14 protein-coding genes are annotated in these 12,286 nt (G+C 55.8%); 8 read left to right on the top strand and 6 right to left on the bottom strand.

The annotated features are described in order from the left end of the window. On the top strand, positions 1-372 hold the full coding sequence (locus tag DQG13_RS18265) for a hypothetical protein (protein WP_113021224.1): 372 nt from the start codon (positions 1-3) through the stop codon (positions 370-372). Between the two features lie 670 nt (positions 373-1,042). Here the strand turns inward: DQG13_RS18265 and DQG13_RS18255 are convergent. Further along, positions 1,043-2,782 (bottom strand): ABC transporter ATP-binding protein, encoded by a 1,740-nt coding sequence (locus tag DQG13_RS18255; RefSeq protein ID WP_113021222.1) that lies wholly within the window; start codon positions 2,780-2,782, stop codon positions 1,043-1,045. A 243-nt stretch (positions 2,783-3,025) separates the two neighbouring features. Between DQG13_RS18255 and DQG13_RS18250 the strand changes: the two genes are divergently transcribed. From DQG13_RS18250 to DQG13_RS18235, 4 genes are all read left to right on the top strand, one after another. After that, positions 3,026-4,462 (top strand): ABC transporter permease, encoded by a 1,437-nt coding sequence (locus tag DQG13_RS18250; RefSeq protein WP_113021221.1) that lies wholly within the window; start codon positions 3,026-3,028, stop codon positions 4,460-4,462. A gap of 18 nt (positions 4,463-4,480) precedes the next feature. After that, entirely contained in the window at positions 4,481-5,998 is a 1,518-nt protein-coding gene (locus DQG13_RS18245; protein ID WP_113021220.1) for an ABC transporter permease, read from the top strand. A gap of 94 nt (positions 5,999-6,092) precedes the next feature. Further along, positions 6,093-7,916, top strand: coding sequence for an ABC transporter substrate-binding protein (locus tag DQG13_RS18240; protein ID WP_113021219.1), 1,824 nt, complete (start codon positions 6,093-6,095; stop codon positions 7,914-7,916). Between the two features lie 20 nt (positions 7,917-7,936). After that, on the top strand, positions 7,937-8,395 hold the full coding sequence (locus DQG13_RS18235; protein WP_113021218.1) for a hypothetical protein: 459 nt from the start codon (positions 7,937-7,939) through the stop codon (positions 8,393-8,395). 81 nt (positions 8,396-8,476) lie between these two features. Here the strand turns inward: DQG13_RS18235 and DQG13_RS18230 are convergent, their stop codons facing one another. Genes DQG13_RS18230 through DQG13_RS18210 form a run of 5 tightly spaced genes read right to left on the bottom strand, consistent with a single transcriptional unit; the run spans position 8,477 to position 11,036 of the window. Then, positions 8,477-9,244 carry an ABC transporter permease gene (locus DQG13_RS18230; RefSeq protein ID WP_113021217.1) on the bottom strand — a complete coding sequence of 256 codons (768 nt, stop codon included), beginning with the start codon at positions 9,242-9,244 and terminating at the stop codon, positions 8,477-8,479. Next, on the bottom strand, positions 9,241-10,005 hold the full coding sequence (locus DQG13_RS18225) for an ABC transporter ATP-binding protein (RefSeq protein WP_113021216.1): 765 nt from the start codon (positions 10,003-10,005) through the stop codon (positions 9,241-9,243). The genes DQG13_RS18230 and DQG13_RS18225 overlap by 4 nt, the downstream gene beginning before the upstream one ends. Before the next feature lie 15 nt (positions 10,006-10,020). Next, complete coding sequence (locus DQG13_RS18220) at positions 10,021-10,371, bottom strand: DUF1048 domain-containing protein (RefSeq protein WP_113021215.1); 351 nt, start codon at positions 10,369-10,371, stop codon at positions 10,021-10,023. Positions 10,372-10,383: 12 nt separating this feature from the next. Next, positions 10,384-10,731 (bottom strand): DUF1048 domain-containing protein, encoded by a 348-nt coding sequence (locus tag DQG13_RS18215; RefSeq protein ID WP_113021214.1) that lies wholly within the window; start codon positions 10,729-10,731, stop codon positions 10,384-10,386. Then, positions 10,731-11,036, bottom strand: a complete 306-nt coding sequence (locus DQG13_RS18210; protein WP_113021251.1) for a PadR family transcriptional regulator — start codon at positions 11,034-11,036, stop codon at positions 10,731-10,733. The genes DQG13_RS18215 and DQG13_RS18210 overlap by 1 nt, the downstream gene beginning before the upstream one ends. Before the next feature lie 223 nt (positions 11,037-11,259). On the opposite strand from DQG13_RS18210, the gene DQG13_RS18205 reads away from it, so the two are divergent. From DQG13_RS18205 to gerPC, 3 genes are read left to right on the top strand one after another with little or no spacing between them, the layout of a single operon-like run. Next, positions 11,260-11,496, top strand: a complete 237-nt coding sequence (locus tag DQG13_RS18205; RefSeq protein ID WP_113021213.1) for a spore germination protein — start codon at positions 11,260-11,262, stop codon at positions 11,494-11,496. A 47-nt stretch (positions 11,497-11,543) separates the two neighbouring features. Continuing rightward, entirely contained in the window at positions 11,544-11,885 is a 342-nt protein-coding gene (locus DQG13_RS18200) for a hypothetical protein (RefSeq protein ID WP_113021212.1), read from the top strand. Beyond that, positions 11,882-12,268 carry a spore germination protein GerPC gene (gene gerPC / locus DQG13_RS18195; RefSeq protein ID WP_113021211.1) on the top strand — a complete coding sequence of 129 codons (387 nt, stop codon included), beginning with the start codon at positions 11,882-11,884 and terminating at the stop codon, positions 12,266-12,268. Before DQG13_RS18200 ends, gerPC begins: the two co-directional genes overlap by 4 nt. The last annotated feature ends 18 nt before the right edge of the window (positions 12,269-12,286 follow it).

Genomic DNA, 12,286 nt, shown 5'->3' with positions numbered 1-12,286 from the left:
ATGGAAAAAGCAGCGATAGCACAGGTTTATCCCCGTTTGCGGCTTTATTCGGATGAGAACTTCCGCGGCATCCGGCGTACGGTGCGCGGGAATGTGGGCATTGCCAATCTGGAGCGGCGGTATGATGATGTGGAAAGCCTCACCTTTTTCTCCACCAGCAGCAATGCGACCTTAGTCTTGTTTTCCCGGACCAATTTCCGCGGGAACTTCCGGGTATTCCGGGGCAATGTCAGTCTGCGGGATCTCGATGACATCATCGGAGGGGATGACGAACCGGAATCCCTGATCTCGTCCAACCGTTACCTGACCCTTGCGCAGATTCGGGCAATCCGTTCCTCCGGCAATCTGCCTTCCGGCTTCAGAAGACTGTAAATTCCCTGTCTGCCGCATAACGCAGACAAAAAAACCGCCGATCCGGCGGTTTTTTAAGTGTGACGAAAATGTAAACGGGACGCTGCCCGGTTTAACGGGGGATAGCGACAGAAGCGGTGCCTGCAATTAGACTGGGCAGGGTAGAATCGATACCGACAATCGGGTTAGTGGGTAAAAATCGGGTTAGTGGGCGAAATAGCGGATGAGCGATAGCCAGTGTGCGCGTTTTTTGACGGGTCCGTCTTCTGCTGCGGAACTCAGCGACTCTTATGGCGGCAAAAGCGGGGATTTGGGTTTTTTGCGGAACTGAGAGACCCTTATGCCCACTTGCGCGTCAAAAATGAGGGGGAATGAGGCTGCGGCAGGCGATAAGGGCTTCTTAGTTCCGCTTGGAACACGAATAAGCCTCCAAAGCCGCTTTAAGAGCCGCTCAGTTCCGCTGCTCCTGTACCCTCGTAGTTCCGCCATGCTGCCCCGTTCCTCCTGTACTCCGGTAATACCGCTACGCTGCCCCGTTGCTCCTGGTACTCCGGTAATTCCACTGCGCTGTTCCGTGCTCCCGTACCTCGGTAATTCTGCTGCGCTGCTCCGTTGCTCCCATGCCGTAATCGGGGTAGCCTCCAGAATGGCTCCCCGCAAGCCTCCGCTATTGGCTGCCCTTCATGCAGCGTTACTCGCCCGCCGCCACCGCCACCCAATGTCCGGGACGGGCCTCCACAAAGCGGGAATGCTCCAGGCTGTACGGGTCGGCCTTGGCGGCTTCCGTCGGCACGGCGAAGGTTTTCTTCTTTTCCACGGCAGGGTCGGGCACGGGAATCGCCGCCAGCAGGGACTTGGTATACGAATGGAGCGGGTTGGCGTACAGCTCCTCGCTTTCCGCCAGCTCCACAATCTTGCCCTTGTACATCACCGCCACCCGGTCGCTGATATGCTTGACCATGGACAGGTCATGGGCGATGAACAGATAAGTGAGGCCCAGCCGCTGCTGCAGCTCCTCCAGGAGCTTGACAATCTGCGACTGGATAGACACATCCAAGGCCGACAGGGGCTCGTCGCAGACAATAAACTCCGGCTCCACCGCCAGAGTGCGGGCGATGCCGATCCGCTGCCGCTGGCCTCCGGAGAACTCGTGGGGATAGCGCGGCGCATGGGAGGCGCTTAAACCCACCATCTCCAGGAGCTCCTCCACCCGCTTCTGGCGGGCCTGCTTGCCGCTGGTCATGCCGTGGACATCCAGCGCCTCGCCGATAATATCCGCCACCCGCAGCCGCGGGTTAAGGGAAGCGTAGGGGTCCTGGAAGATCATCTGCATATGGCGGCGCATGATCTTCATTTCCTTGCGGTTCAGCCGGTTCAAGGGGATGCCCTTGAACAGCACCTCGCCGCCGCTGGGTTCATTCAGCCGGAGAATGGCCCGTCCGGTGGTGGACTTGCCGCTGCCGGATTCGCCCACCACACCCAGAGTTTCGCCGGCGCGGATATCAAAGCTGATGTCGTTGACCGCCTTTACAATCTGGCCTTTCCCCATGTCAAAATATTGCCGGAGAGAGCGCACCTCCAGCAGCGGCTGGTTCCCCTCCGACCGGATCATGGCGGGAGCGGGTTTGGGCCGTTTTTTCTCGTCCAGGCGGGGCAGGGCATTCAGCAGATTTTGCGTGTAGGGATGTTTGGGAGCGGCAAAAATCTCCTCCGTCGTCCCTTCCTCCACAATCTCCCCTTCCTTCATGACCACCACCCGGTTGCACATGCCGGCCACCACGGAGAGATCGTGGGTAATGAGAATAATCGAGGTGCCCAGCTGCCGCTGCAGCTCCTTCATCTGGTGGAGAATCTGCGCCTGAATGGTCACATCCAGGGCAGTGGTGGGTTCGTCGGCAATAAGCAGGGAAGGCCGGCAGGCCAGGGCGATGGCAATCATCACCCGCTGGCGCATACCGCCCGAGAATTCATGGGGATACTGCATATAGCGGGTATCGCTGTTTGGGATGCCCACCATCCGGAGCATCTCCAGCCCTTCCCGGCGGGCCTCCTGGGCGGACAAGCCCCGGTGCTTGATGAGGCTTTCTTCAATTTGCCGGCCGATCCGTATGGTGGGATTCAGGGAGGACATGGGGTCCTGAAAGATCATGCCAATATCCCGTCCGCGGATGGCCTCCATCTCCTGGGGAGATTTGTCGGCCAGATTCTGGCCGCAGAACAGCACCTTCCCCGCCTTGACCATGGAGGGAGGAGACGGCAGGAGCCGCATAATGGTGCGGGCCGTCACACTTTTGCCGCTGCCGGATTCGCCCACGATGCCAAGGGTTTCTCCGCGTCCCACCTGGAAGCTGACATTCCGCACCGCTTCCACTTCCTTGTCCCGGGTAAAGAACGAAACAGATAAACCTTCTACCTTCAACAACGTGTCCATGCTTTCACCTGCACATCTATAATGGATTTTCGAAAAAATTTTTTTGACCTGCATAAAAATATATTGGTAATTGTATCACGGATATTATAAAATGATGAAATAAAAGTTTTATAATTCTTCAAAATTGGTCCATGCACAAGTATGGATAAGGGATGTTTTAATCCTTAAACCTTGTAACTCTATGGGAATTATTAGAATTGTTTGCAAATATAATTTTTTGAGGAGAAACGGGGCGTTGAAAACATGTCCGCAGACATGACTGCATCGGGTACCCGTCCGGCCGGCCGGCTGGCGGAAATCTATTCAAAAATGCTATTGCATCCTGCCTACCGCTATCTGCTCCTTCTTTTGGGAGCGCCGGTGAATGCGGTGGTGTTTTTCATTTATCTGCACCGCCGGAAGCAAAGCGGCTACAGCGGGAGGCGCAGGGAGCTGCAGCGCCGGCTGCAGGCGGAGGGGGAGCCGGAACGGCTGCTGGAAGAGGCCCGCGGGCAGCTGGTGAAGAAATACCGCTTTTTTGGGCAAACGGAAAATCCGGAGAAGCTGGAGAGGGAAGCCCGGCAGATTGCCCGGGAACGGCTGCAGGACCGGATTGAGCGCGAGCTGGAGCGGATGCCGGGCGGCAAATCGGGCACTTCCTTTGCAGGCACCTTCGGGGAGCTGGCGGCAAGTCCGCTGTTTCTTGCAGTATCCCTCATTCCCGGCCTGCTGATGTATCTCTTGATGGCAATCTACAGCAACCCGTATCTGAAATATATCGCGGAACGGCTTCTGATGACGGTTTTTGTTATCTTCGGGGTGGCGTTTCTGGTCTTCACCATCCTCTACATTTCGCCGATGAATCCGGCGGCCAATATTATCGGGGAGACGGCCACGGCGGAGCAGATTGCCGCCTTCAACAAGCTGTACGGCCTGGATCAGCCCTATCTGGTTCAGCTGTGGGATACCATCAAGGGGATTCTGACCTTCGATCTGGGCAGATCCTTCCAGGGCAATGAAGAGGTTACGGTGGCCATCGCCAACAAGTTCCCGGTGACCATGACCCTGACGGCCATCGCCACATTGGTTTCTGTGCTCATCGCGCTGCCGGTGGGGATCATTTCTGCAACCAAGTCCAACTCATTCCTGGATTATACCCTGATGTTCATCGCGCTCCTGGGGCTGTCCATTCCTAACTTCTGGCAGGGCCTGATCTTCATTCTGACCTTTGCCATCAAGCTGCATTGGCTTCCGGCCACCTACAACCCCGCCAACTGGCTGTCCATGATAATGCCGGTGGTGGTGCTGGGCACAGGCCTGACCGCCGCCGTGGCGCGGATGACCCGCTCCTCTATCCTGGAAGTGATTCATGAGGATTACATCGTGACCGCCCGGGCCAAAGGATTGTCCAACCGCCAGGTGCTGTGGCGCCATGCTATGGGCAATGCCCTGATCCCCATTGTTACGGTGGTGGGATTGCAGTTCGGCGGTATGCTGGGAGGCGCCGCGGTAACCGAGAAGGTATTCAATATCAGCGGCATCGGCAGCTATATCGTGGATAAGCAGTTTATACCCGATATTCCGGGAATCATGGGGGGCGTTGTTTATACCGCCATTGCCATTTCCGTGGTCAACATGGTCATTGATATTTTCTATGCTCTGGCCGATCCGCGAATTCGCTCCAAAATGAGGCAATACTAAAGGCAGGTGAACCAACAAATGATCACAAAAACAGCCTCTCCATTATCCAACCAGGAAATTCACTTCCGCCTTGCCTCTGCGCCGGAATACGCCCAGGCCAGCTTCGCCGGGATTGTTTCACTGGCATTGGCGGCAGTGTTCTTTATAAGCGGCATCGATTGGACGGCAGGGGCGTTGAGGCCCCTCTGGACATCCCTTGCGGCTGTGTATCTGTTGTTTGGTCTGCTCCAGCTGGGCGTAAACCGGCTGATCCGGCGGGACCTGCTGGCGGACGGCGCCATCCGGACCTCCACCCGGCGTCTTGGCTGGGGGCTTTTGCTCAGTGTGCTGACGGGCAATCTGTTTGTTGCCATTGCAGCGTACCAGCTGATCAAACGGCGCAAAAGCCCGGCTTACATTCTGGCAGGCTATACCCTGCTGATCACCCTATTCGTATTCGCCGTATCGACGCTGAATATGTTCAAGCCGTATGTGGCCGATACCTTCCTGATGGGGATGGGCCTGCTGCTTCTCGCCGCAGTGCTCCAGCTTATCGCGCTTTTGGCAATTGCCCGCCATGACGACGACAGCCGGCTGCCTCCTTGGATGTGGGGGATTGCCGTGCTGCTTCTGGCAACGGCCGCCACCGGCAATCTGTTCGCCCTGTTCCTGTCGCTGCTCTTAATGTCGCGGCTCCGGGACAAGGGCTATACCTCCGGCTCCAAGCTAAGCGATATTGTCGCCAAGCTTTCCCGCAGCTCCACCTCCATGCTGGGCCTGTTTTTCGTCGGATTCCTGGCCTCCCTTGCCGTATGCAGCTATCTGACCTTCGATTACGGCATGGCCATTGAGAATAATTACAGCAATATCCTGCATGCCCCGTCCCTGATGTATCCCATGGGCACCGATAATTTCGGAAGGGACCTATTCTCGCGCATCGTCTTCGGCGCACGGATTTCCCTTGCCGTCGGCATTCTCTCCACCCTTATTCCCTTTATTGCGGGCGGCGTCCTGGGGGCGGTTTCCGGCTACTACGGCCGGACTACCGATAATGTGATCATGCGGGTGCTGGATATACTGTACGCCATTCCCGGCATCCTGCTGGCCATTGCCATTATTGCCGCCTTTGGCGCCAGCACCGCCAATTTGATTCTGGCCTTGTCCGTGGGAGCCATTCCCACCTATGCCCGGACCATGCGGGCCAATGTGATGATGGTCTCCACCCTGGAGTATGTCCAGGCGGCCAGGGCCTTCGGCTCCGGCGACGCGGCGATTCTGTTCAAGCACATTGTGCCCAACTCCATGGCGCCGATGATCGTCAAAGCCACTCTCACCATCGGCACCGCCGTCATTTCCACCAGCAGCCTAAGCTTTCTGGGCCTTGGCGTGGAGCCGCATATTCCCGAATGGGGCAACATATTGAAGGTGGGCAGCGCCTATCTGGAGACTCATTCTTTTACCGCCATCTACCCGGGTCTGGCCATTATTCTGTTGGTTCTGTCCTTCAACTTCCTGGGGGACGGTCTGCGGGATGCCCTTGACCCGAAGCTGGACTAAGGAGCAGTCTCTGATTACCGGAATCCGCATTCATGTATAAAAAGTGAATGTGCGTTCATAGATAAACACAATTCAATCAGGAGGGAAACGAATCATGAAAAAGGGAAATTTGGCTATTGCCGCAGCGCTCAGCTTGTCGCTGGTTGCCAGTGCCTGCACCTTGAGCACCAAAGACAAGACGGCTGAACAAACCGCCTCTCCTTCCGGAGCGCCGGTGGATACCACTCCGGTGGATATTGAACTGCTGGCCCAAAACTCCAACGAAGCCGATGTCAACATCATCCGCGACCAACTGACCAAAAACGGCTTCAACGTCAAGCTGAACCTTCAGCCGGATTACGGCACCTTTAAGGCTCAGCAGGACGCCGGCAATTTTGACATTGCCATCTCCAGCTGGACTACCGTAACAGGCAACCCCGACTATGCCGTCCGTTCCCTGTTCAAAACCGGCGGCGACTACAGCATTATGTCCGATCCGGAAATTGATACCCTGGTGGACACGGCTTCCACCCAAACGCCGGAGCAATATGCCGAAACCTACAAGCAGCTGGAGCAAAAGCTGGTTTTCGATAAAGCCTACATTGCGCCCTTGTACAATTCCGTGAAATCCCAGGCCTTCAATCAGGAGGTCCTGAACAAGGATACCGTGCGGCTGTCCAAATCCCGTTCCCTGCCTTGGGAGGCGCTGGACTTCAAGGATACCTCCAAGCGGGCCAAGGACCCCATCATCCTGCAATCCACTATGCCGACCTTGACCTCCCTGGACCCCATCAAGGGCAATGACGGCTCCATCAATATTATCAACACCAACCAGTACGTCCGTCTGTTGAACCTTACCGACGACGACAAGCTGACGGCTGAAGGCTCCCTGTCCTACAACTTCGCCATTGCCGAAGGCAACTCCGAATATTACTTCATCCTCCGCGACGATATCAACTTCGCCGCCATCAAGGATAAGCTGGCTGTGGATACCGGCGAGCGGGTAGGCGGAGACGATGTGATCTTCTCCCTGCTGCGGGCCAAGGACAAAAATTCCGTGCCCAACCACCGCACCTATACCCTGCATGAGCATATTTCCAAGGTGGAACTGGTGACCGATGCGGCTGCCCTGGACAGCGTGAAGATTTCGGGCAGCGGCGATACCGTGAAAGCCGGCCTGGAGAAGGGTCTGCCGGCGAAGATTGCAGCCCTTGTCTCCGACAAGAAGGAGTCCAACAACAAGGAAGGCAAATACCAGGTCATCAAGCTGACCACCACCAAACCCTTCCCGCAGGTGCTGAACTATCTGGCCCACCAATCCGCGGGTATCGTCTCCAAGAAGCAAGTGGAAGCCATCAATACCTATGATGTAGCCAAATTTGACCCGAACAAGGATATTCCTTACGGCGATCAAAATACGGTGACGGAAGGCGCGAAGTACAACAATACCCTGTACACCAGCGGCCCGTACATCCTGTCCTCCAAAACCGACTATGAAGCCAACTTCTACAAGAACCCGGCTTACATGAAGGGTACCGCCAACGAGCCGAAGGTCAACAACATCAAGGTCCGCTTTATTAAGGACATGGACAGCACCCTGTCCGCCCTGCGCAGCGGCGAAATCCACCTGTTCTACAGCGTGCCGGAAAACAAGTATGATGTGGTGAAGGGCGACACCAAGCTTTCTCTGCAAACCATGCCCAGCAACGCGGTATCCTACCTGCTGTTCAATACCAAGAACCGCGAGGTAGCCAAGAGCGCCGACCTGCGGAAGGCCGTGCTGTATTCCATCAATCAGGATGAATTCCTGGCCTATTACAAAAACAACAAGATCAAGGCCGTCTCCACTGTCAGCCCGCTGGTGAAAACCGGTCTTGAGGTGAAGGCCGATCCTGCCAAGGTGAAGGACTTCCTGGCCAAGTACAAAGCAAGCAAATAAGTTTGACGGAGTGATCACTTATGGCATCATCTAAGAACAACACACAGGACTTGGTGCGCCTTTCCCAATGGGATGCGCTGCTGCTGGAATCCCTGAAGGGCTACGGCTGGTCCGCCGACGAGCTTTTGCGCCGGGTGCGGGAGGGCGACGTGCCGGAGGATACCAGCAAGTTCAAGTTCAATTACCAGAACCTGCTGGACACCGCCGCGGCGGATTTCGATACGGTGGAAGCCGCCGTCCGCCAGGGGTACCGGATCAAGTTCAATACCCTGCGGGGGCTGTCCAACTGGATTCTGCTGGCGCTGAAGGCCGAGCCCGAGGTTGTGGCGGAGCCGGGCCAGGAAGCCATTCTGGTCACGCTGACCGCAGAGCAGCACAGCCGTTTGTTGTCCGTCATTTCCTACGGCTGGACCGTTACGGAAACGGGCGCCGCGGAGAGCGGCAGCCATTACCGGATCGAGCCGATGACCCGGCTGTAAGGACCGGTTAACGAATCAAAAAAAGCAGCCTCAAGCTATTCATGAGGCTGCTTTTCTCATATATGTGGGGTGTTTATCGGCTTAGCTGTGGCTGGATTGGGATTTGTAGACGCGCACTGCAAATAGATAGGCGGCAATCAGTATCCCCAAGCACCACGCCAGGGCTGCCCAGATATCATGGCCTGCCGGTTGGCTGGATAACAGCGCACGGATGGTTTCAACGATGGAGGTCACCGGCTGGTTTTCGGCAAAGGCGCGTACGACGGACGGCATGGTTTCCGTCGGCACAAAGGCCGAGCTGATAAACGGGAGAAAGATTAATGGATAGGAGAATGCGGTAGCACCCTCCATCGATTTCGCGGACAGTCCGGCAATCGCCGCGACCCAGGTCAACGCCAGCGTGAACAGCACCAGTATGCCGGCGATGGCAAGCCAGGACAGTATTCCCGCCGATGAACGGAAGCCCATAATGAGCGCTACCAGAATGATGACGGCAATGGATATGACGTTGGATACCACCGAGGTCAGCACATGCCCCCACAGCACGGAGGAACGGGCAACCGGCATGGAGTGGAACCGCTCAATGATGCCCCGCTGCTTATCCAGAAACAGGCGGTAGGCTGTATAGGATATGCCGCTGGCAACGGCAATCAGCAGAATACCCGGCAGCAGGTAGTTCACATAGTTGTCCGCCCCGCTTTCGATTGCGCCGCCGAAGACATAGACGAACAGCAGCATCATGGCAATCGGAGTGATGCAAACCGTGAAGATGGTGTCCATGCTCCGCAGAATATGGCGCATGGAGCGTCCGAGCATCATGCCCATATCGCTGAAAAAATGTTCATTCATTGTGCCATAACCTCCTTTTTACCGGTGATTGCAAGGAAAATTTCCTCCAATGAAGGCTGCTTCTCCACATACTCCGTCTTCGCGGGCGGGAACAGCTTTTTCAGCTCCTCCAGCGTGCCATTGGCAATAATTCTGCCCTCATGCAAAATGGCAATTCGGTCGGCCAGCTGTTCGGCCTCCTCCAAATACTGAGTGGTCAGGAATACCGTTGTGCCCCCGTCGGCAAGCTCCTTCACAATCCTCCAAGTCTCCAAACGCGCCTCGGGGTCAAGCCCTGTGGTCGGCTCGTCGAGGAAAATGAGCTGCGGTTTTCCGATCAGGCTCATGGCGATATCCAGCCTGCGGCGCATACCGCCGGAATACGTGGACGCCCTGCGGTGGGCAGCCCCGGTCAGGCCGAAGCGGTTCAGCAAATCGTCCGCAACTTGACGCGGGTGCTCCAGATGCCGCAGCTTTGCGATCATGATCAAATTTTCCCGGCCGGTCAATATTTCGTCCACGGCGGCAAACTGTCCCGTCAGGCTGATGGACTGCCGTACATGGCCGGGCTTTGCCGCAACGTCAAAGCCGTTTATCACGGCGGTGCCGCCATCCTGCTTAAGCAGTGTGCTGAGGATTTTGATAATCGTTGTTTTGCCTGCGCCGTTGGAGCCGAGCATGGCAAAAATATCGCCGCGCCTCACTTCGAAATCCACGCCCTTTAGAACTTCTATGTCCTTGAAGGATTTTCGCAAGCCTTTCACTTCAATTGCTTTTTCCATCCGGATATCCCCCCTTTACTTTGTTTTGTCCGTAGCCTTTTTCATGGCCTTGTTCACTTCTTGGCCAACAGATTCTTGGTAGAGGTCAGCGTAAGTTTTGGAATCCTTGATTAGATCGTCGCAGAAAGCCGCTACGTCACTGCCCGTCACCTCTAGCACGCCTTTCCCCGAGGCCGCGCCCTCTTCAAAAAGATCGACAATCCCCGAAAGCAAACCTGTCCCTTCGGTCAGCTCAACAGGGCCCACCTTAAAGAGATATTTTTGGATTTCCTTGTAAGCAATCTGATAATCCTGCGGGAGCGCCTTGACCCGCGCGACGTGCGCCCGCCACTCTCTTTTGCCTTCGATGATATCTCGTATTTTCATGTGGCCCTCCTCCTATTTGCCTAATTTTTTGGCAATATTATTGTTGAGCTGCTCGCGCCACTTGTCGCGGACAGACTTTGCCCCTTCTTCACCGGCCAAGGCTGAACAGAAGCCCTTGATATCGTCGCCCAACACCTCCTGGACACTCTGCTCGTCCGCCGCCGATTCTTCCAGCAGGCCAAGCACACCGTCGAGAATTGGCATAAGGTTGCGGCCGGTGAAATCGGAGTGCGGCCAAAGATTGGCATTTATTTTTTCCCATGCCGCTTGATAATCAGCCGGCAGCTTTTTGGCTCGCGAATCAAAAGCTTTCATTTCCTTAGTCATGTCGTTTCCCGTGATCAGATCCCAAAAGTTCATTATATTTCCTCCTTTAACTCGTTCATTTTTGAGGATACAAACTCCCACTTATCCCAGAATCTCCGCAGCTCCTCATGCCCCGCTTCGTTGAGTGTGAAAAATTTTCGCGGCGGCCCCATGTCAGAGGGTTTTTTGGCGACCTCCACCAGCCTGTTTTTTTCAAGCCGGATCAGGATGGTGTACACCGTTCCCTCCACCACATCTGTAAAGCCGAGGGCGTTCAGCCGCCGTGTGATTTCGTAGCCGTAGGTTTCTTGGCGGCTTATAATTTCAAGGACACAGCCCTCCAGCACCCCTTTGAGCATTTCCGTCAGGTTTTCCAGCGCAATCCACTCCCTGCTATTCTGTACCACTGGTATCAAGTAATACTTACTACTGCTATAAAGTAACACGTAGTAGCTGCTTTGTCAATAGCGCATCTGTGCCGGCTTGCCAACCGGAACATCCGCCCAGACCGGCGCATACACTACGCATGAATACTCCGGCAAGCAGTTCCAGGCTGCTGCCCGAAAGACAGAAGGTGGAACCTTGTGCCCGAATGTGTACAACATTTTTAATATCCGCATCAATAATGTGTCCAACGGCGGCGCTGTCAATTTTGGCGACAATCTGTTCAGCAACAATGCCGCCAACCAAAAGGCGGTAGGGGGCAACACCATCATGGGCGACGCCAGCCCGTCCCTCAACGTGGACAATAACCTGGTGAATGATCCCGACGGCGAGGATCAGCCCACCAATGCCATGAACAATGGAGTGATCGGATAATTCCGGCCTGGAGCGAATCGGCAAATGCCTTTAGGAGGTACTCTCCCATGAACTTTTATATCCACAACATTAAAGTGAATTCCATTGCCAGCATCGGTTCGTTGAATATCGGCAATACCATTCTGACCCGGAACCAATCCACCGTTATTACCCAGACCACCGGGGATGACCAGCCCGCAGGCGCTGCGCAGGAAGCAGGCGCACTGGAGCCGATTGGAGCCGGGGGCGCCATAGGAGCAGTGGAGGACGATAGCCACGGCGGTGAGGCGGAGGAGGAGTCCCCGGGCAGCTTCGTCCAGACTCAGGGCTCTTCCTATACGCCCCCTGACGGACCGGATGCGGACGGAATATTTGCCGGCGAACCCCCGGCTTGGAGGCGATTCGTATGAATGCAGCATATTATGCCCCCCAGGGGGAGCAGCAGGTCTGGCAGCAATGGGTGCATAGTCTGATGCACCGCAACGAATGGCTGGAGAAGCGCCAGGCGGAGCTGGAAAGCCGCCTTTTGCGGATGGAGGAGCAGCTGCACCAGCTGGAGGAGGCCAACCGGCTGTTGAAGGAGCAGGTGGACGCCGTGAAGCCTGTCCAGTACGGAGACATTACGTACAAGGTGCAGGAGCTGCATGTGAATGAGCTGACCGGCACGCTGAATATTGGGCTGACTTCCTTGGCGGATGAGGGGCAATTGAAGACCATGATGGAGCAAATGAAGCTGGACGGACAGGAGCTGCAGATTCCCGGCGGCCCTCCGGTGGCAGATTCTTCGGGATAGCCACGTTCTCGCTTTCTC

This window comes from Paenibacillus sp. YN15 (assembly GCF_003285005.1).
Lineage (GTDB): Bacteria > Bacillota > Bacilli > Paenibacillales > NBRC-103111 > Paenibacillus_AR.
Note: the sequence above shows the minus strand (reverse complement) of the source record. Positions and strands in the feature narration are given on the sequence as shown.

Bases quoted from the DNA above. Each gene is read 5' to 3' on its own strand.
- DQG13_RS18200 (WP_113021212.1), top strand. From the start codon at position 11,544: ATGAACTTTTATATCCACAACATTAAAGTGAATTCCATTGCCAGCATC.
- DQG13_RS18215 (WP_113021214.1), bottom strand. From the start codon at position 10,731: ATGAACTTTTGGGATCTGATCACGGGAAACGACATGACTAAGGAAATG.
- DQG13_RS18240 (WP_113021219.1), top strand. From the start codon at position 6,093: ATGAAAAAGGGAAATTTGGCTATTGCCGCAGCGCTCAGCTTGTCGCTG.
- DQG13_RS18220 (WP_113021215.1), bottom strand. From the start codon at position 10,371: ATGAAAATACGAGATATCATCGAAGGCAAAAGAGAGTGGCGGGCGCAC.
- DQG13_RS18250 (WP_113021221.1), top strand. From the start codon at position 3,026: ATGTCCGCAGACATGACTGCATCGGGTACCCGTCCGGCCGGCCGGCTG.
- DQG13_RS18245 (WP_113021220.1), top strand. From the start codon at position 4,481: ATGATCACAAAAACAGCCTCTCCATTATCCAACCAGGAAATTCACTTC.
- DQG13_RS18235 (WP_113021218.1), top strand. From the start codon at position 7,937: ATGGCATCATCTAAGAACAACACACAGGACTTGGTGCGCCTTTCCCAA.
- DQG13_RS18265 (WP_113021224.1), top strand. From the start codon at position 1: ATGGAAAAAGCAGCGATAGCACAGGTTTATCCCCGTTTGCGGCTTTAT.
- DQG13_RS18210 (WP_113021251.1), bottom strand. From the start codon at position 11,036: ATGCTCAAAGGGGTGCTGGAGGGCTGTGTCCTTGAAATTATAAGCCGC.
- gerPC (WP_113021211.1), top strand. From the start codon at position 11,882: ATGAATGCAGCATATTATGCCCCCCAGGGGGAGCAGCAGGTCTGGCAG.
- DQG13_RS18230 (WP_113021217.1), bottom strand. From the start codon at position 9,244: ATGAATGAACATTTTTTCAGCGATATGGGCATGATGCTCGGACGCTCC.
- DQG13_RS18225 (WP_113021216.1), bottom strand. From the start codon at position 10,005: ATGGAAAAAGCAATTGAAGTGAAAGGCTTGCGAAAATCCTTCAAGGAC.
- DQG13_RS18255 (WP_113021222.1), bottom strand. From the start codon at position 2,782: ATGGACACGTTGTTGAAGGTAGAAGGTTTATCTGTTTCGTTCTTTACC.